This window comes from Nocardiopsis lucentensis DSM 44048 (assembly GCF_000341125.1).
Lineage (GTDB): Bacteria > Actinomycetota > Actinomycetes > Streptosporangiales > Streptosporangiaceae > Nocardiopsis > Nocardiopsis lucentensis.
In genome coordinates, this window is record NZ_ANBC01000575.1 from 5,821 (window position 1) to 23,679 (window position 17,859).

The following is a 17,859-nucleotide window of genomic DNA, read 5'->3' on the forward strand; positions in this document are numbered from 1 at the left end:
CCTCGGACTTCGCCGGTCGCCTGGCCTACCTGGAGTCGGTGGTCTCCCCCGAGCCCGTCCTGACCCCGGAGGTCCTCAGCCTGGCCCGTGCCGTCGCCGACCGGTACGCGGGCACGCTGAGCGACGTCCTGCGCCTGGCCGTCCCCCCGCGCCACGCCCGGGTGGAACGGGAGGAGAGCCCCGAGGAGGAGTCCGGGGAGCCCGAGGCCGGTGCCGGGGCAACCGGGGCCGAGGGGGAGGACACGCCGCGGGACGAGGACGCCGACCCGGGCCCGTGGGCGGACTACCCCGAGGGGTCCGCCTTCCTCCAGGCCCTGCGCGAGGGCCGAGCCGCGCGCGCGGTGTGGAGTGCCCTCCCCGGCGCGGACTGGGCGGACGCCGTGGCGGCCGCGGCCGGGGCGACGCTGGACGGAGGGCGCGGAACGGTCATCGTCGTGCCCGACGGCCGGGACGTCGAGGCCGTCGACGCCGCGCTCATCCGCCGCCTCGGCGAGGGCCGCCATGTGGCGCTCACCGCCGGTCTCGGGCCCGCCAAACGCTACCGGAGGTGGCTGGGGGCCCTGCGCGGACGGGTCCGGGTCGTCGTGGGCACGCGGGCCGCGGTCTTCGCACCGATACGCGACCTGGGGCTGGTGGTGCTCTGGGACGACGGCGACGACGTGCACGCCGAACCGCACGCCCCCTACCCCCACGCCCGCACGGTCCTGGCGATGCGCGCGCACCGCGCCGACGCCGGGGCCTTGATCGGCGGACACACGCGTACCACCGACGCCCAGCTGCTGGTGGAGTCGGGGTGGGCGCGTCCGCTCGCGGCGGACCGGGCGACCCTGCGGCGGCGGGCGCCGATCGTGCGGGCCGCCGGAGACGACCGGGAACTGGCCCGGGACGAGGCGGCGCGGTCGGCGCGGATGCCGAGTCTGGCCCTGCGCGCGGCCCGGGACGCGGCCCGGACGGGTCCCGTGCTCTTCCAGGTGCCCCGCCGGGGCTACCTCAACACGCTGGCCTGCGCGGGGTGCCGTGAGCCCGCCCGGTGTGACGCGTGCCGGGGGCCACTGGCCGTGCGCGGTTCGCACGCGATGCCCTCGTGCGGCTGGTGCGGCCGGGTGGCCGGGCAGTGGGCCTGTCCCGAGTGCGGTGTGACCCGCATGCGCGCGGTCGTGGTGGGCGCCCGGCGCACGGCGGAGGAGTTGGGCCGCGCCTTCCCCTCGCTGACGGTGCGCACGTCCGGCCGGGAGGAGGTGCTGTCCGCGGTCGCCGACCGGCCCTCGATCATCGTGGCCACGCCCGGCGCCGAACCCACGGCCGAGAACGGGTACGCGGCGGCCGTGCTGCTGGACGGGTGGGCGCTGCTCAACCGGTTGGACCTGCGGGCGTCGGAGGAGGCGCTGCGACGCTGGCTGAACGCGTCGTCCCTGGTCCGGCCCGGCGGAACGGTGGTGGTGTCGGCCGACGCGGCGCTACCGGTCGTGCAGTCGCTCGTGCGCTGGGATCCGGCCGGGTTCGCCGAACGCGAGCTGGCCGACCGGCGTGAGCTGGGTTTCCCCCCGGCGGTCACGATGGCCTCGGTCACCGGCGCCCCCGAGCACGTCCGCGAGCTGCTCGACCAGCTCGAACTGCCCGAGGGGACCGAACTCCTCGGGCCGGTGCCCGTGGGCTCCCCGAGGGAGGAGACCGCGGAGGGCGTCCACCAGACCGAGCGCGCCCTGCTCCGGGTCCCTCGTGGCGGTGTCGGAGCGCTGGCCAGGTCGCTGAAGGTGGCCGCCTCGGCCCGTAGCGCGCGCCGCGACGAGCATCTGGCCCAGGTCCGGGTGGATCCGCTGCACGTGGTCTGAGGGCACGGTCGGGGCCCCGCGCGAAGGACGGTCAGCTCCGGCCGTACCCGGCCCGGTACAGGTCGCGGAGCAGGGCGATCTCCGCACCGTGGTGGAAGATCTCCCGGTTCAGGTGCAGGACCAGCGCCACCATGGGGAAGTCCGCCCACTGGGGTGCCTCGGCGCCGCCCACGGGTGCGGCCATCGCCTCGTCGTCGAGTTCCTGGAGGTGGTCGGACCAGGCCCGGTAGGCCGCGTGCAGGCGTGCGCGGGCGTTGTCGGCGCCGCTGGGCCAGTCGATCGTGTCCCGGGTCGCCGTCCGGTCGCCGAAGTGCCAGTTCACCCGGGTCTCCAGCACGTCCACGACGATGTGCCCGAGCCGCCAGGCGATCGTGGTCACCGGTGGCGGATCCGGTTCGGCCCCGGCCCCGTCGGGCGCGTACCGTCCGTCGGGGAGCCGGTGCACCGTCCAGGCCCCGGCGACGGGCTCCCAGAGGTACTCCGCGTCGGTGAGGCCCTCCAGCCTCGGCCACAGGGAGTAGTCCCAGTAGAACTGGAGCTGCGCCAGCGTCTCCCCCGTCCAGTTCACAGCCATCGGGACGACCCCCTCGTCCGTGTCCGAGCCCGGCCCAGTCCACCGAGGACCCCGCTGCCCTCGGCGGACACCTCCTCGTCTGGATAGGGCCACCAGGTGATGTCCGCGACACCGGGTTCCAGGAGCCGGAACGGGGCGAAGGCGGACTCTGTGTCCGCGGGGGGCGCGGAGGAGGTCAGGGCGAGGTAGCCACCGCCACGCATCAGGGAGTGCAGCCCGTCGATCCAGGTGGGGGACGTGTCGGCGGTGAGGGGGCGGGTGAGGAGGACGGCGAGGGGGCGGTCGAGGTCCACGTGGCCGGAGGTCCGCAGGCGGTGTAGGAGTGTGGTGGGGTCGGCGCCGTCTCCGGACAGGACCGCGGTGTCGGAGCTGGAGAGGACACCCGCCGTCCCGTACGGGGCGACGTGCACGACCGCGGCGCCGGGTCTGCGCTCCCGGACACGCGTGCCCGTCCCGGGCACGGCGCACCCCCAGTCGACGAACTGGTCGACTCCGGCGTCAGCGCACAGGTAGTCGATGATCCTGCCGAGGAAGCGCTCGTGTCGGCGGAGGTGGTCGGCGGCGCGGGGGTCGGGGAGCCATGTCTGCGCCCGGCGGCCGAGGCCGACGACGCCTGGCTGTCGTCCGGGGAGCGGTACGGGGTCCGGCCGCTGGGAGGCTGCCGTGAGCGGGCCTGCCTTCGATCCTCGGACGTCCGTCACGATCATGCTCCCCCAGCCGGTCCGCTCGCGGGAGGCACGGCGCACGGGCTCACCGATCGGGATCGTCCACAACGCGCCGTACCGTCAGGGCCCGATGCTACCCCCGGCAACGTGATCCGCCACACAGGGTTGGGTGATTTGCGCCCCGCTTCTCCGTCTGGGTGGTATCGCGACGTGATCCGCAGCGGGGCGCCCACTCCCGTGTCCGGTCCCGCACCGCCTCACAGCACGTTGCGCGGATCCGGGACCGGCGCCAGGCGTCCGTCGCAGTCGGCGTACTCCCACCGGGGGCCGTGCGCCACCAGGTCGGCGACCGCCCCGACCAACCGGTCGACGTGCTCGGTCGTGGTGCCCACGCCCAGGCTCGCCCGGACGGCCTGCGCGTGCCCCTCGGGCAGCAGGCGGCGGGTCAGGGGGTGCGCGCAGAACAGGCCGTCGCGCACACCGATCCCGTACTCCGCGGACAGGGCGGCGGCCAGGAGTTCGGCGGGCAACCCGTCCACGGTGAAGGACACGATGCCCACGCGCGCGTGGTCGGCCCCCCACAGGGACAGCTCGCGGACCCCGTCGATCCCGGCCAGGCCCGCGCGCAGGCGCTCCAACAGCGCTGACTCACGGATGTGCAGGAGCTCCTGGGTGGCGGGGGTGAGGGTGTCGCAGGCCGCGGCCAAGGCGACGGCGCCCAGCACGTTGGGGCTGCCCGCCTCGTGCCGTGCGGGCAGGTCGTTCCACTGGACGTCGTGTTCGGTGACCAGCTTGGTGGCCCCTCCCCCGGACAGGTAGGGGGTGGCCGCGCGCAGCCAGTCGGCGCGCCCGGCCAGCACGCCGGAGCCGAAGGGGGCGTAGAGCTTGTGCCCGGACAGGGCCACGTAGTCGGCGCCGGTGGCGGCGAGGCTGAAGGGCAGGTGCGGCACGTACTGGGCGGCGTCGACGACCACGCGGGCACCCTCGGCGTGGGCCACCCGGACCAGGTCCTCGACGGGCCAGATCTCGCCGGTGACGTTGGAGGCGGCGGTCACGCACAGCAGGGTCGGCCCCGCGGGGGCCTCCTCCAGGGCCTTACGGGCGGCGGCGACCGCGGCCTCGGGGGACTCGGGCAGGGGCAGGCGCACGACCCGACCCGCACGGGAGGCGGGGTGTTCCCAGGGCAGCAGGCTCGCGTGGTGCTCGGACTCGAAGACGACCACGGTGCAGCCCTCGGGGACGGAGCGCGCCAGCAGGTTGAGGGCGTCGGTGGTGCCGCGCACGAACACCACGGCGTCGGCGGGTTCGGTGCGCGCGCCCAGGAAGCGGGCGACGCCGCGGCGGGCGCGCTCGTAGGCGTCCGTGCTCACCTGGGAGTGGTGGCCCGCGCCGCGGTGCACGCTGGCGTAGTAGGGCAGGGCGGCCGACAGGGCGTCGGCCACGGAGGTCAGACACGGGGCGCTGGCCGCGTAGTCGAAGTTGGCGTAGTCGACGCGCTCTCCGGTGACGAGGGGGACGCCGGTGTCGGCCGTGACGATCGCGCACTCGGGGGATTCGGGGGAACGCAGGGAGTGGATGTGATGGACCGTGGTCAAGATGCACCTCTTTCGTGGGTCGGGGGACCCACGGGGCGCCTCACGGCGACATCGGCGGGGTCCGCGCTTGTCAGACACGGTCGTGTCGGGACCTGGTCCTCACCCGGGGCACCCCACCGCGGAAGGAGGGTTGCCGGCCAGCAAGCCGGGGCTTGACGCTGGCACTCGTGACCTGGCCAGAAAGGTAGCACAGGCCCCGCGGGACGTACACCGACCCCTCCGTGTGCGCCCGGACACACCCCCGCTTGACACCCGGCACGGAGGCTGGGACATACTGGTCCCGCCTGCCCTCACGCCGCGGGTGTCCGGCTTCCCCGGTCGCCCTCCAGGCGCGAGACTCCAGAGCATCGGAGTTTTCGCATGCCCGCGAGCGAGAGGTGTGTTTGCCTTGCACGGCGACGACCGTATCCAGCAGCTTTTCCGCAACCCCAGGGTTGTCCTGATCTCCGGCTACGCCCGTCTTCCCGACACGGTGGCGAGCCACTCCCAGTACCAGCGGCTCGGCGTCGTGCTCGCCGTGGACACCGCCGACGACAGGATCGTCGCCGCGGACACCACGCTCCTCACCGACCTGGCCAAGCAGTTCTTCCGCGCCCTGGTCGAGGGCGCCTCGGTGACCGAGGACATCGCCGAGATCGTCCAGCGGGTGCAGACGCGGTACGCGGGCCAGTCCGGCGCCGCCCTCACCACCGCGCTCCGCCGCTGCCTGGAGACCTACTACCAGCTGCGGGACGGCGACCAGCTGCCCGGTGACGTCGACGCCAAGGAGTGAGCGGCCCCGTGTCCGACACCAACACCGAACCCACCGCTCCCCTGCCGCTGGCCGGGGTGCGCGTGGCCGACCTGTCCCGCGTCCTGGCGGGGCCCTACGCCACGATGCTCCTCGCCGACATGGGCGCCGAGGTGGTCAAGGTCGAGCAGCCCGGACGCGGGGACGACACCCGTGCCTGGGGCCCGCCGTGGGCGGACGCGTCCGGGACCCGTCCCGACCAGCACGGCCCCGGGGAGGCCGCCTACTTCCTGTCGGTGAACCGCAACAAGCGCAGTCTCGCGGTGGACCTGAAGGACCCCGACGGCCTGGCCGCCGTCCAGGACCTGTGCGCCTCCTCCGACGTGGTGATCCAGAACTTCCGCCCCGGGGTCATCGACCGCCTGGGCCTGGGCTACGCCGACGTGAGCGTCCGCAACCCGGCGGTCGTGTACTGCTCCGTCAGCGGGTTCGGCCCCGAGCACGAGCCCGCCACGCGTCCCGGTTTCGACATCGTCGTGCAGGCCGAGAGCGGCCTGATGGCCACCACCGGTCCGGTGGAGGGCCCGGCGAGCAAGGTGGGGGTGGCGCTCACCGACGTCCTCACCGGTCTCAACGCCGCCGTGGGCATCCTGGGTGCCCTGATGCGCGCGCGGGCCACGGGCCGGGGCGAGAACATCAACGTCTCACTCATCAACTCGACCCTGTCCGGCCTGGTCAACCTCACCCAGCAGGCGCTGGTCACGGGGACCGAGCCCACGCGGATGGGCAACGCGCACACCACGATCGTGCCCTACCAGGTCTTCCCGACGGCCGACGCCGACATCGTGATCGCGGCGGGCAACGACGCCCTGTACCAGCGCCTGTGTGCCGCCCTGGACCGGCCCGACCTGGCCGAGGACCCCCGTTACGCCACCAACCCCGGGCGTGTGGGGCACCGGGAGGAGCTGGTGGGGGAGCTGTCGGGCACCCTGCGTTCCCGTCCCGCCGACCACTGGATGGACGCGCTCGTGGCGGCCGGCGTCCCGGCCGGGCGGGTGCGCGGTGTGTTGGACGCGCTGCGCACCGCCGACGCCAGCGGGGACGACGTCCTGCGCACGGTGGAGCACCCCACCGTCGGACCGCTCGAACAGGTCCGTGCGGGCTTCCGGCTGGAGGGGACGCCCGCCCCGCTGACCGCCCCGCCCCTGCTCGGCCAGCACTCCCGGAGCCTGCTCACCGAACTGGGCCTGGACGACGGGCTCATCGACGCGATGGTCAAGCGCGGCGCCGTCCAGCAGCCCGACCTGCCCTGACGCTCTCCCGCGCGGAGTCGAACCGCGCACCCGACCACCGCTGGAAGCACACAGAACCACGAAGGGACACCCACCCATGAGCGAGACCCAGCGCAAAGCCTCCGCCCCGGACCCGCACGACTTCCTCGCGGTGGACGCCACGCTCTCCGACACCGAACGGGACGTCCGCGACGCGGTGCGCGGCTTCGCCTCCCGTGAACTGCTGCCGAACGTGGCCGACTGGTTCGACGCGGGCACCCTGCCCGACCCCCGAGGCCTCGCCAAGGCCTTCGGCGATCTGGGGGTGCTGGGCATGCACTTGGAGGGGTACGGCTGCGGGGGCTCCAGCGCCGTCGCCTACGGGCTGGCCTGCCGCGAGCTGGAGGCGGTCGACTCCGGGCTGCGCAGCTTCGTGTCCGTCCAGGGCTCTTTGGCCATGGCGGCCATCCACAAGTTCGGCTCCGAGGAGCACAAGAACGCGTGGCTGCCGCGGATGGCGGCGGGCGAGGCGATCGGCTGCTTCGGTCTGACCGAGCCCGACTCCGGATCCGACCCGGGCTCGATGCGCACCCGCGCGCGGCGTGAGGGGTCCGACTGGGTGCTGAACGGCACCAAGATGTGGATCACCAACGGGTCGGTCGCCGACGTGGCCGTGGTCTGGGCCGCCACCGACGACGGCATCCGCGGTTTCCTCGTGCCCACGGACACGCCCGGCTTCACCGCCAACGTCATCCACAAGAAGCTGTCCCTGCGCGCCTCGATCACCTCCGAGCTGGTGCTGGAGGACGTGCGGCTGCCCGCCGACGCGCTCCTGCCCGGGTCGAGGGGGCTGGGGTCGCCGCTGTCGTGCCTGAACGAGGCCCGTTACGGGATCGTGTGGGGCGCGGCCGGGGCCGCGCGCGCCTGCTACGAGGCGGCGCTGGAGTACGCGACCACCCGCGAGCAGTTCGGCCGTCCCATCGGCGGGTTCCAGCTCACCCAGCGCAAGCTCGCCGACATGGTCGTGGACGTCAACCACGCCAACCTGACGGCGCTGCGGATCGGCCGTCTCAAGGACGAGGGGAACTGCCACCACAACCACGTCAGCTTCGGCAAGTTCTCGTGTGTGGCGGCCGCACAGCGGGTGGCGAGCGCCGCGCGCTCCATCCACGGCGCCAACGGCATCACCCTGGAGTACCCGGTGATGCGGCACATGGTGAACCTGGAGACGGTGGCCACCTACGAGGGCACCGAGGAGATCCACGCGCTGAGCATCGGGCAGGCCGTGACGGGTGTCTCGGCGTTCCGCTGACGCGCGGAGCGGTACTCGGGTGCCGACAGTCCCCCACAACCACCACAATGGGGAGCATCCGACTGAGGGAGTTGCGGAAGATGGTGAACGAGCCGACGAAGCGGTTCGAGATGACGCGGGTGCGGCGGACCGCCAACGCCTTCGTCAGCGGCTTCGTCAAGTACGGGGTGTGCCCGCCCGACATGCACCTGCTGACGACGCGCGGACGCACGTCGGGGTTCTTGCGGACCACCCCGGTCAGCGTGCTGGACAGCGACCGGGGCCGGTACCTGGTGGCGCCCTACGGGGCGGTCGACTGGGTGCGCAACCTGCGCAAGGACGGGTTCGCGACCCTGCGCCAAGGCGGGTGGATCGAGCTGGCCAGCGTGCGTGAGCTCGGTCCCGACGAGGCGGCCCCGGTGCTCCGCGAGTACCTGGACCACCCGCGCGCGTTCGTCGTGGGTCCGTACTTCGAGGCCCCGCCGGAGGCGCCGGACGAGGCCTTCGCGGCCGAGGCCGACCGCCACCCGGTGTTCGAGATCGTGCGGTCGACCACGATCCGCATCTGAGCGTCCGCGCCCGTCCACGGGGCCGGGGCCTTCGCCGCACTCGCCGCGGTGAGGGCCCCGGCCCCCGGTCCCCCGGGCCGAAGCGCAGCGGAGGCCCAAGGCGGGCACAGCCTCAGTTCCGGACGCGGTACACGTCGTAGACGCCGTCCACGCCGCGTACCGACCGTAGGACGCTGCCCAGGTGGGCGGGGTCGGCCATCTCGAAGGTGAACCGGCTCTGCGCCACCCGGTCGCGGCTGGTCTGGACGGTCGCCGACAGGATGTTGACGTGCTGGTCGGACAGCACCCGGGTGATGTCCGACAGCAGTCGGGACCGATCCAGCGCCTCCACCTGCAACGCCACCAGGAACATCGAGTCCTCGGTGGGCGACCACTCCACCCGCACCATGCGGTCGGTGTCCAGCGTCGAGGCGTTCACGCAGTCCTCGCGGTGCACCGAGACGCCGTTGCCGCGCGTCACGAAGCCGACGATCCCGTCGCCCGGCACCGGCGTACAGCACTTGGACAGGCGCGCCCACACGTCGGCGTCGCCCTCCACGACCACGCCCGGGTTGCCGGGGTGGCGGCGACGCGTCACCGCCTTCGTGGGCAGGGCTGACTCGGCGATGTCCTCGGTGTGGCTCTCCAGACCGCCCAGGGAGTCGACGAGCTTGCTGACCACGCTCTGGGCGCTGACCTGGTGCTCGCCGACGGCGGCGTAGAGCGAGTCCACGTCCGCGTAGCGCAGGTCCCGGGCCAGGGCGATGATCGCCTCACCGCTGAACAGGCGCTTGACCGGCAGCTCCTGCTTGCGCATGACCTTGGCGATCTCGTCCTTGCCACGGTCGATCGCGGCCTCGCGACGCTCCTTGGTGAACCAGTGCCGGATCTTGTTGCGGGCGCGGGCGCTCTTGACGAAGTTGAGCCAGTCGCGGCTGGGCCCGGCGTGGGGGTCCTTCGAGGTGAGGATCTCGACCGTCTCGCCGTTGTGCAGCTCGCTCTCCAGCGGCACCAGGCGGCCGTTGATCCGGGCGCCCACCGTGCGGTGGCCGACCTCGGTGTGCACGGCGTAGGAGAAGTCGACGGCGGTGGCGCCCTGCGGCAGGGAGATGACGTCGCCCTGGGGGGTGAAGACGAACACCTCCTGCACCGACAGGTCGAAGCGCAGCGACTCCAGGAACTCGCCCGGGTCCTTGGTCTCCTGCTGCCAGTCGATGAGCTGGCGCAACCACTGCATGTCGGAGGTGCCCTTGGCCTTGGGCTCCCCACCCGAGCCCCGGTCCTCCTTGTACTTCCAGTGCGCGGCGATGCCGTACTCGGCGCGGCGGTGCATCGCGCGGGTGCGGATCTGGAGCTCGACCGGGTTGCCCGAGGGACCGATGACCGTCGTGTGCAGCGACTGGTACATGTTGAACTTGGGCATCGCGATGTAGTCCTTGAACCGCCCGGGGACCGGGTTCCACCGCGCGTGGATGGTTCCCAGGGCCGCGTAGCAGTCGCGGACGCTGTCCACCAGGACCCGTACGGCGATGAGGTCGTAGATCTCGTCGAAGCCGCAGTTGCGGGCGATCATCTTCTGGTAGATCGAATAGTAGTGCTTGGGTCGTCCGCGCACGGTCGCCTTGAGCTTGGCCTCGCGCAGGTCCCCCGAGACCGCCTCGATGACCTCTTGGAGGTAGACGTCGCGGCGGGGGGCGCGCTCGGAGACCAGGCGGGCGATCTCGTCGAAGCGCTTGGGGTAGAGGGTGGCGAAGGCCAGGTCCTCCAGTTCCCACTTGATGGTGTTCATGCCCAACCGGTGGGCGAGCGGCGCGAAGATCTCCAGGGTCTCGCGGGCCTTCTTCTCCCGTTTGGCCCGGGACGGCAGGTAGCGCAGGGTGCGCATGTTGTGCAGGCGGTCGCACAGCTTGATGACCAGGACCCGGATGTCGCGGGCCATGGCCACGACCATCTTGCGGACGGTCTCGGCCTGGGTGGCCTCGCCGTACTTGACCTTGTCCAGCTTGGTGACGCCGTCGACCAGTTCGGCGATCTCGTCGCCGAAGTCGGCGCGCAGCTCGTCGAGGGAGTACTCGGTGTCCTCGACGGTGTCGTGCAGCAGGGCGGCGGCCAGGGTGGCCTCCTGCATGCCCAGCTCGGCGAGGATGGTCGCGACCGCGAGCGGGTGGGTGATGTAGGGGTCGCCGCTCTTGCGTTTCTGGTCGCGATGGTGGTGTGCGGCCACCTCGTAGGCGCGCTCGATGAGCCGGACGTCCACCTTCGGATGGGTGGCACGCACGGTCTTGATCAGTGGTTCGAGCACCGGGTTCATCGTCACTCCCCGCTGGGCGCCGAGTCGGGCGAGCCTTCTGCGGACTCGCACGGTGGAGGGCGTGGTGGAGCCGGGCGGCCCCTGGGGGCCGTCTGAGCCCGCCTCGGAGACGTCGGAGGGCGCCGCTTCGGTCGCGGCGCCCTCCGGGCGGTCCCCCTGTGGTCTGTGCGCGGCCGACGTACCGCTGCCGTCCGCGTGCCCTCCCGGCATGCCGGGGCGCCGCTCGCCGGTGGCCTCCGGACGCTCGCCACGGTCCGGTACCGCCCCGGTCGAAACCACTTCGCTTGGCATGCCTACCTCCCGCGGATCCACCCGGTCACGTGGACGCCGTCGCCGACGCCCGCCCGGTGCACGTGCGTGTTGTCAGGGCCAGTCGCTGAACGTGGCCGCCGCGGTACCTCTCCCACCAGTCTAGTGTCCGTGGTCCCGCGTGAGCGGAGAGGCCGTCCGGCCGCCGGCGCCCGGGTCGTGCACCACCGCGGCACGGGTACGGGTACGGCGAGGATCACCGAACGTGCCGCGTCCGGTGATGGCGTCCCCGTGCGGGCGAGGTGCGGTGAGGACTGGGTCCTTCCGTCAACGCGGAGGGATTCGTCGCGCATTCCCGTGCGGGCGGGCACACGCGTCGGGGGTCCCCGGTCAGACCGACAGGAGGCTGTGCAGCTCCACGTCCGACAGCTTCTCGCGTCCCTGGAGCGCGGAGAGTTCCATCAGGACGGAGAATCCCACGACCGTACCACCCGCCTTGCGCACGAGTTCCACCGCGGCCCTGCCGGTGCCGCCGGTGGCGAGCACGTCGTCGACGATGAGCACACGGCTGCCCGCGGGGATCGCGTCGGCGTGGATCTCCACGGTCGCGGTGCCGTATTCCAGATCATAGGCCTGGCCGATGGTATCCGAGGGCAGTTTCCCAGCTTTGCGCGCGGGAACGAAGCCCGCGTCCAGCGCGAGGGCGACCGGGGCGCCGAAGATGAAGCCGCGCGCCTCCAGACCGAGCACGTGGTCCACACCCTCCGCCCTGAAGGGGTCGGCGAGCCCGTGGACGGTGGCCCCGAAGGCCTCCCGGTCGTTGAGCAGCGGTGTGATGTCCTTGAACAGCACCCCGGGCTGCGGGAAATCGGGCACGTCGCGAACGTGGGACCGGATCATGCCGAGGAGCGGGCCGGTGCCGGCGGTCGCCGAATCGTGGGACATGGGCGGTGGGACCTTCTTCATCCAGGGGCCGAACACGCCGGTACCGGCCCTGGTCGGGGCCGGTACCGGGGAACGTGTGGCCGGTGTGGCCGTGGTCAGCTGTTGGGCTTGTCGTCGTCGCCGAAGTCGGGACGGTCCTCCACAGGCGTGTCGTCGGCGGCGGGGGTGATGACCTCGCCCACGCCGGCCTTGAGCATGCGGATGCGGGTGCCCGGGGAGATCTCCAGCAGGACGTCCTGCTCGTGGACCTCCACGACGGTGGCGAAGATACCCGCCTTGGTCATGACCTCGACACCGGGGACGAGCGCGCTCACCATCTGCTGCTCCTGCTGGCGCCGCTTCTGGTTCGGCCGCCAGAACAGCAGCCAGAACACCAGGAGGATCAGCGCGAACGGCAGAATCATGTTCAGGAGGCCCCCGGTGGGCTCTCCTTCGGCGGCGAGAGTGTAAATGCCCTGCACTGGGGCGTCCTTCCTGACGTTTCGTCGTGTGGCCGACCGTTGTCGGCTCGCAACCGCGACGACCACCTTCATCGTGCCGACCCGGACGTCGCGTCACGGACCGCACCCGCAGTCCATAACGCTTCAGACCGCCCGCGCGTTCCGCTGGTGTCGAACGACACGTGGGGACCGAGGCCCCCGCATGGCTGGATACCTCCAGCTTACGTGGCGCCGGTCACCGTGATCCCACGGTCAGGGCTCGGTGGCGCAACGGTCGGCCGGCCCACGGCCACGGGCCCGAAGAACCGCGATCACGGCTGGGCCGGGCCGCTCGCCGGGGCGCCGCCGTTCGGGGAGGATCCGTTGGTGGCCGCGGACGCGGCCGCGCCGAACGCGGCGTCCGGTGGCGGCGTCAGTCCCATGTGCGCCCAGGCCTGCGGGGTCGCGACCCGGCCCCGCGGGGTGCGGGCCAGGAAGCCGGAGCGGACCAGGAAGGGTTCGGCGACCACCTCCACCGTCTCGGCCTCCTCCCCCACCGACACCGCGAGCGTCGACAGGCCCACCGGGCCGCCCCGGAATCGACGCAGGAGCACGTCGAGGATGGCGCGGTCGAGGCGGTCCATGCCGAGCGCGTCGACCTCGTACAGCTCCAGGGCGGATCGTGCGGTGTCCAGGGAGAGCGTGCCGTCCCCCCGGACCTCGGCGTAGTCGCGGACGCGGCGCAGGAGCCGGTTGGCGATCCGGGGGGTGCCGCGGGAGCGCCCGGCGATCTCGCGGGCGGCGTCCTCGTCCAGGGGCGCCCCGAGCAGGCCCGCCGAGCGGTGGAGGATGAGTTCGAGCTCGTCGGGGGTGTAGAAGTCCATGTGCGCGGTGAACCCGAAGCGGTCGCGCAGCGGCGCGGGCAGCATGCCCGCCCGAGTGGTGGCCCCGACCAGGGTGAACGGCGCGATGTCGATCGGGATCGCGGTGGCGCCGGGCCCCTTGCCCACGACCACGTCGACCCGGAAGTCCTCCATGGCGACGTAGAGCATCTCCTCCGCGGGTCGGGCCATGCGGTGGATCTCGTCGAGGAAGAGGACTTCTCCCTCCTGGAGGGTGGACAGGACCGCGGCGAGGTCGCCGGAGCGTTCGATGGCCGGGCCCGAGGTGATGCGTAGCGGGGCCCCCAGCTCGGCGGCGATGATCATGGCGAGGGTGGTCTTGCCGAGTCCGGGGCCGCCGGACATGAGGATGTGGTCGGGAGCCCGGTTGCGCCGCTGGGCGCTGCGCAGCACCAGGGAGAGCTGTTCGCGGACCCGCTCCTGGCCGACGAACTCGTCCAGCCCCCGCGGCCGCAGGGCGCCTTCGATCTGGCGTTCGTCGCCGTGGGCGTCGGGCGACACGGCGTCGCGTTCGTGCATGGGAGGGACTCCTAGGGCGTGCTAAGCGCGGCTGAGTTTGCGCAGGGCGCTGCGCAGCAGGACGGAGACGTCGGTGGTGTCCTCGGCCTCGGCGGCGACGGCGGAGGCGGCGGCCTCGGCGTCCTTGGCCGACCAGCCGAGGTTGACCAGACCGGAGACGACCTGACCGCGCCAGGCGCCGTTCGGTTCGGCCGCCTCCGGCGCGGTGGTCGGGGTCCCGCCGGTGAGGACGGGGGCGTCGAGCTTGCCGCGCAGTTCGAGGACGATGCGCTGGGCGCCCTTCTTGCCGATGCCGGGCACGCGGGTGAGGGCGGCGGTGTCCTCGGTGGCCACGGCGTGCCGCAGGCTCGACGGGCTGTGGACGGCGAGCATGGCCAGGGCCAGGCGCGGGCCGACGCCGGAGGCGGTCTGGAGCTGTTCGAAGAGCTGGCGCTCGTCCTCGTCGGCGAACCCGAAGAGGGTCAGGGAGTCCTCTCGGACGACGAGGCTGGTGGCGACGGTCCCGGTCTCGCCCACGTGGAGGCCGGAGAGGGCGGCGGGGGTGCACCGCACGGTCATGCCGACCCCGCCGACGTCGATCACGGCGGTGTCCGCGCCGCGTGCGGCCACCCGGCCGGTGAGGAACGCGATCATCTCGTGCGGGCGCCGGGGCGCCCTTCTCCTTCCTGGGAGCGGGGGTCACCGCGCGCGATTGCGGCGCGCCAGTTCCACCTTGCGGGCGAAGTCCTGCTTGGCCTGGGCGACTCGGGCGTCGGCGCCGCCCCGCCAGATGTGGCAGATGGCGAGCGCGACCGCGTCGGCCGCGTCGGCGGGTCTGGGAGGACCGTCGAGTCTGAGGATACGCGCCACCATGGTGCCGACCTGCGCCTTGTCCGCGCGGCCGCTGCCGGTGATGGCGGCCTTGGCCTCGCTGGGGGTGTGCAGGGCCACGGGCAGGCCGCGGCGGGCGGCGCACAGCAGGGCGATGCCGCTGGCCTGGGCGGTGCCCATGACGGTGCTGAGGTTGTGCTGGGCGAAGACGCGCTCGACGGCGACGGCGTCGGGCCGGTGCTGGTCGAGCCAGTCCTCGATACCGCGCTCGATGGCGACGAGGCGTTGGGGCAGGTCGGTGTCTGCGCTGGTGCGGACGACGTCGGCCCCCAGGAGGGCGAGCGGTCGGCCGATGGATCCCTCGACTGCTCCGACGCCGCACCGGGTCAGCCCTGGGTCGATACCCACCACGCGCACGCGTTCCACCCTCACCTTCTCGAACGTTCGTTCGCACCATGCTAGCCGCGGACACCGTCACCCGGCGCCGGTCCGCGCGGGTGTGTCGATGCGTTCCCCCACTGTCGCAACGCACGGAGAAAATGTGTAGCACACCGAGACACACAGAGCTACACTAGATGCATGAAGACGATCTCTCAGCGGGAGTTCCGCAACAAGGCCGCCGCAGTCATGGACGCCGTAGAGGCGGGGGAGACCTTTCACGTGACTCGCAACGGAGTGGAGGTCGCCGAGGTGCGACCGATCCCCCGCAAGCGCAGACTCAGCGCACAGGAGCTGGTGGAACGTCACCGGCGGCTCGCGAAGGTGGACTACGCCGAGATGAGAGCCGAAGCCGACGAGTTCTTCGACGGAGAGGACAGGATCGGAGAGGACGACGATGCCTGAACACCACGAGTCCGGCGTGCTGGACACCTGCGCCCTCATCGACCTCGCCACCCTCGACCCAGCGATACTGCCGACTTTTCCCGAGATCACGTCGGTGACGATGGCTGAACTCCACCAAGGGGTCGCCATGGCCAAGGACCCGGTCACGAGAGCGAAGCGCACGGAGAGGCTCCAGGCGGCGGCGGTCGATTTCGCGCCCCTGCCGTTCGACGGGGAGGCAGCCGCCCGCTACGGGACGTTGGTGGCTCTGAGCGTCGCGGCCAACCGCAGCCCGAAACCACGCCGGATGGACCTGATGATCGCCGCGGTGGCCTCCGTTCGGGGCCTTCCCCTCTACACACGGAACGTGGACGACTTCAAAGGACTCGGTGACGCCCTGGAGGTCGTCGAGGTGTGAACCCCCCACCCGCTCCGCCTCGCCCGCCGGGAAAGGGGTGGACGCCGACCGGACTCCCTGCTAGATTCATCTCAAGTTGAGAAAAACTCAACTTGAGAATAACGGGAGGACCCATGGAGACCGGCGGAACCCCACCGCACGACGACGGTGAACGCCGGTTCCTCGACGGCTACGACCCGCGCGCGTTCGCGCCGACCGCGGTCACCGTGGACGTCGCGGCCCTCACGATTCGGGCGGGGACACCGTGCGTCCTGCTGACGCGCCGCTCGGCGCCTCCGCAGCGCGGCTGGTGGGCCCTGCCGGGCGGGTTCGTCCGGGCGGTGGACGGACCGGAGGGACCCGCCGACCCCGACCTGCCCGACGCCGCCCTGCGCGTGCTGTCGGAGAAGACCGCGCTGCCCTCCGAGCTCCACCTGGAGCAGCTGCGGACCTACGGCGCGCGCGACCGCGACCCGCGCATGCGCATCGTCTCGGTCGGCTACCTGCTGCTCGCCCCCGGCCTGCCCGAACCCCACGTCGGCCGGGGCACCGACGCCGCGGAGTGGGTGCCCTGGAGCGAACTCGGGCACGGCGACGGCGCCCGGTCCGGCCGGCCGCTGGCCTTCGACCACGCGCGGATCGTCGCCGACGCCGTCGAGCGCGCCCGCTCCAAGCTGGAGTACACCGCCCTGGCCACCGCGTTCCTGCCACCCGCGTTCACCATCACCGCGCTGCGCGAGGTGTACGAGGCGGTCTGGGGCACACGGCTGCACAACGCCAACTTCCACCGCAAGATCCTCGCCACGCCCGGATTCGTCGAGGACACCGGAGAGCTCGCCGACCGCGGCGGGTCCGGCGGTGGGCGGCGGCCCCGGCTCTACCGCGCGGGCGGCGCGGCCGTGCTCCACCCGCCCCTGCTCCGCGGCGCCCAGTGAACCGCTGACCTCCTCCGCGCGCCCCGTCCCCGCGCCGTCGTCAACCCCCGTCCCGGAAGGGCAGCAGATGAGCACGGACCAGGACGCCACCGCCCCCTTCGACGCGGCCCTGCGCGCCCTCGCGCTGGCCGACGACCCGACCACCCTGTTCGGCCCGGTACCCGAGGGCGGCGGCACCCCTCCTCCGGCCGCGACGGCGGAGTACCGCCGCCTGGCCCGTCTGGTCCACCCCGACCGCGCCCCGGCCGGACGGTCCGCCGAGGCCGCCGTCGCGTTCACCCGGCTCACCGAGGGCTGGTCCCGCTACCGCGACCTGGTCGAGGGCGACCTGGGCCTGGCCGATCTCACCCTGGCCACCAGGGCGCACACCTACCACGTGCGGCGCGGATCCGGTCCGCTGGCGCGCGGTGACGTCGCCGACCTGCACGAGGTGCGCTACAAGGACGGCGGCGCGTGGCACGAGGCGGTCCTCAAACTGCCCCGGTCCCACCGCGACAACGACCTGCTCATGGCCGAGACGACGGCCCTGCGCAGGCTTCGGGAGGAGGGCCATGAGCGCTACCGGGCCTTCCACCCCGAACTGGTCGAGCAGATCCGGCACCGCGACGCGGCCACCGGGGTCGAGCGGCGCGGCAACGTCCTCCGGCGGCTCCGGGGTTTCCACAGCCTGGCCGACGTGCGCCGCGCCTACCCGGACGGGATCGACCCGCGCGACGCGGCGTGGATGTGGCGGCGGCTGCTGGTCGCGGTCGGCGACGCCTCCCGCGCGGGTGTCGTGCACGGCGCCGTCGTGCCCGAGCACGTGCTGATCCACCCCGAGCTGCACGGCCTGGTCCTCATCGACTGGTGCTATTCGGTGACCTTCCACGCCGCGCGCACGGCACCGCACATCCCGGCGATGGTCGCCCACCGCAAGGACCTGTACCCGCCCGAGGTGATCGACCGGAAGCCCGCCGTACCCACCACCGACGTCTTCATGGCGACCCGCTGCGTCGAGTACGTCACCGCGGGCCGTCTGCCCCGGCGGCTGCGCGCCTTCGCCCG

The 17,859-nt window shown here is 72.7% G+C and carries 17 protein-coding genes, 1 pseudogene and 1 riboswitch (1 of these 19 only partly in view); of the genes and pseudogenes, 9 read left to right on the forward strand and 9 right to left on the reverse strand.

All coding sequences use genetic code 11. From position 1 onward, the window contains the following. Nucleotides 1-1,832, forward strand: a pseudogene (locus D471_RS35295) (primosomal protein N') (it extends 285 nt beyond the left edge of the window). 31 nt (nt 1,833-1,863) lie between these two features. On the opposite strand, the gene D471_RS0120120 reads toward D471_RS35295, so the two are convergent. From D471_RS0120120 to D471_RS0120130, 3 genes are all read right to left on the reverse strand, one after another. Further along, nucleotides 1,864-2,406: a DinB family protein gene (locus tag D471_RS0120120; protein ID WP_026127898.1), complete on the reverse strand. Its 543-nt coding sequence runs from the start codon at nt 2,404-2,406 to the stop codon at nt 1,864-1,866. Further along, nucleotides 2,397-3,113 (reverse strand): SAM-dependent methyltransferase, encoded by a 717-nt coding sequence (locus tag D471_RS0120125; RefSeq protein ID WP_026127899.1) that lies wholly within the window; start codon nt 3,111-3,113, stop codon nt 2,397-2,399. Before D471_RS0120125 ends, D471_RS0120120 begins: the two co-directional genes overlap by 10 nt. Before the next feature lie 215 nt (nt 3,114-3,328). Beyond that, on the reverse strand, nt 3,329-4,666 hold the full coding sequence (locus D471_RS0120130; RefSeq protein ID WP_017600284.1) for an aminotransferase class V-fold PLP-dependent enzyme: 1,338 nt from the start codon (nt 4,664-4,666) through the stop codon (nt 3,329-3,331). Between the two features lie 58 nt (nt 4,667-4,724). Beyond that, a riboswitch (SAM riboswitch) is annotated at nt 4,725-4,839 on the reverse strand. Nucleotides 4,840-5,054: 215 nt separating this feature from the next. Here D471_RS0120130 and D471_RS0120135 point away from each other — a divergent pair. The 4 genes from D471_RS0120135 to D471_RS0120150 all read left to right on the forward strand — a co-directional run bounded on the left by D471_RS0120135 (nt 5,055) and on the right by D471_RS0120150 (nt 8,527). Further along, entirely contained in the window at nt 5,055-5,438 is a 384-nt protein-coding gene (locus D471_RS0120135) for a DUF3870 domain-containing protein (RefSeq protein WP_017600285.1), read from the forward strand. Between the two features lie 8 nt (nt 5,439-5,446). After that, complete coding sequence (locus D471_RS0120140) at nt 5,447-6,709, forward strand: CaiB/BaiF CoA transferase family protein (protein ID WP_017600286.1); 1,263 nt, start codon at nt 5,447-5,449, stop codon at nt 6,707-6,709. Nucleotides 6,710-6,785: 76 nt separating this feature from the next. Continuing rightward, on the forward strand, nt 6,786-7,979 hold the full coding sequence (locus D471_RS0120145; protein WP_017600287.1) for an acyl-CoA dehydrogenase family protein: 1,194 nt from the start codon (nt 6,786-6,788) through the stop codon (nt 7,977-7,979). Between the two features lie 80 nt (nt 7,980-8,059). Next, nucleotides 8,060-8,527 carry a nitroreductase/quinone reductase family protein gene (locus D471_RS0120150; RefSeq protein WP_017600288.1) on the forward strand — a complete coding sequence of 156 codons (468 nt, stop codon included), beginning with the start codon at nt 8,060-8,062 and terminating at the stop codon, nt 8,525-8,527. A gap of 112 nt (nt 8,528-8,639) precedes the next feature. On the opposite strand, the gene D471_RS0120155 is transcribed toward D471_RS0120150, so the two are convergent. The 6 genes from D471_RS0120155 to ruvC form a co-directional block, all read right to left on the reverse strand. Then, nucleotides 8,640-10,817, reverse strand: a complete 2,178-nt coding sequence (locus D471_RS0120155) for a RelA/SpoT family protein (protein ID WP_017600289.1) — start codon at nt 10,815-10,817, stop codon at nt 8,640-8,642. Nucleotides 10,818-11,456: 639 nt separating this feature from the next. Then, on the reverse strand, nt 11,457-12,011 hold the full coding sequence (locus D471_RS0120160) for an adenine phosphoribosyltransferase (RefSeq protein WP_017600290.1): 555 nt from the start codon (nt 12,009-12,011) through the stop codon (nt 11,457-11,459). Between the two features lie 95 nt (nt 12,012-12,106). Then, nucleotides 12,107-12,472 (reverse strand): preprotein translocase subunit YajC, encoded by a 366-nt coding sequence (yajC, locus tag D471_RS0120165; RefSeq protein ID WP_017600291.1) that lies wholly within the window; start codon nt 12,470-12,472, stop codon nt 12,107-12,109. Nucleotides 12,473-12,762: 290 nt separating this feature from the next. Then, a complete protein-coding gene (gene ruvB / locus D471_RS35300; protein WP_017600292.1) occupies nt 12,763-13,851 on the reverse strand; it encodes a Holliday junction branch migration DNA helicase RuvB in 1,089 nt (362 codons plus the stop codon). A 21-nt stretch (nt 13,852-13,872) separates the two neighbouring features. Then, entirely contained in the window at nt 13,873-14,484 is a 612-nt protein-coding gene (ruvA, locus tag D471_RS0120175; RefSeq protein WP_017600293.1) for a Holliday junction branch migration protein RuvA, read from the reverse strand. 45 nt (nt 14,485-14,529) lie between these two features. Then, complete coding sequence (ruvC, locus tag D471_RS0120180; protein ID WP_026127900.1) at nt 14,530-15,078, reverse strand: crossover junction endodeoxyribonuclease RuvC; 549 nt, start codon at nt 15,076-15,078, stop codon at nt 14,530-14,532. 162 nt (nt 15,079-15,240) lie between these two features. Here ruvC and D471_RS0120185 point away from each other — a divergent pair, with 162 nt between their 5' ends. The 4 genes from D471_RS0120185 to D471_RS35305 all read left to right on the forward strand — a co-directional run. Next, nucleotides 15,241-15,504: a type II toxin-antitoxin system Phd/YefM family antitoxin gene (locus D471_RS0120185; RefSeq protein ID WP_017600295.1), complete on the forward strand. Its 264-nt coding sequence runs from the start codon at nt 15,241-15,243 to the stop codon at nt 15,502-15,504. Continuing rightward, nucleotides 15,497-15,901 carry a type II toxin-antitoxin system VapC family toxin gene (locus D471_RS0120190; protein ID WP_017600296.1) on the forward strand — a complete coding sequence of 135 codons (405 nt, stop codon included), beginning with the start codon at nt 15,497-15,499 and terminating at the stop codon, nt 15,899-15,901. Before D471_RS0120185 ends, D471_RS0120190 begins: the two co-directional genes overlap by 8 nt. Nucleotides 15,902-16,014: 113 nt before the next feature. Further along, the gene (locus tag D471_RS0120195) at nt 16,015-16,815 is read left to right on the forward strand and encodes an NUDIX hydrolase (RefSeq protein WP_017600297.1); all 801 of its coding nucleotides are present in this window, start codon (nt 16,015-16,017) and stop codon (nt 16,813-16,815) included. A 67-nt stretch (nt 16,816-16,882) separates the two neighbouring features. Beyond that, nucleotides 16,883-17,859, forward strand: a 977-nt coding sequence (locus D471_RS35305) for a J domain-containing protein (RefSeq protein ID WP_017600298.1), incomplete at its 3' end; no start/stop codon positions are given.

Coding starts and splice junctions, on each gene's coding strand:
- D471_RS0120120 (WP_026127898.1), bottom strand. CDS start 2,406: ATGGCTGTGAACTGGACGGGGGAGACGCTGGCGCAGCTCCAGTTCTAC.
- D471_RS0120125 (WP_026127899.1), bottom strand. CDS start 3,113: ATGATCGTGACGGACGTCCGAGGATCGAAGGCAGGCCCGCTCACGGCA.
- D471_RS0120145 (WP_017600287.1), top strand. CDS start 6,786: ATGAGCGAGACCCAGCGCAAAGCCTCCGCCCCGGACCCGCACGACTTC.
- D471_RS0120150 (WP_017600288.1), top strand. CDS start 8,060: ATGGTGAACGAGCCGACGAAGCGGTTCGAGATGACGCGGGTGCGGCGG.
- D471_RS0120155 (WP_017600289.1), bottom strand. CDS start 10,817: ATGAACCCGGTGCTCGAACCACTGATCAAGACCGTGCGTGCCACCCAT.
- D471_RS0120160 (WP_017600290.1), bottom strand. CDS start 12,011: ATGTCCCACGATTCGGCGACCGCCGGCACCGGCCCGCTCCTCGGCATG.
- ruvB (WP_017600292.1), bottom strand. CDS start 13,851: ATGCACGAACGCGACGCCGTGTCGCCCGACGCCCACGGCGACGAACGC.
- ruvA (WP_017600293.1), bottom strand. CDS start 14,484: ATGATCGCGTTCCTCACCGGCCGGGTGGCCGCACGCGGCGCGGACACC.
- D471_RS0120185 (WP_017600295.1), top strand. CDS start 15,241: ATGAAGACGATCTCTCAGCGGGAGTTCCGCAACAAGGCCGCCGCAGTC.
- D471_RS0120190 (WP_017600296.1), top strand. CDS start 15,497: ATGCCTGAACACCACGAGTCCGGCGTGCTGGACACCTGCGCCCTCATC.
- D471_RS0120195 (WP_017600297.1), top strand. CDS start 16,015: ATGGAGACCGGCGGAACCCCACCGCACGACGACGGTGAACGCCGGTTC.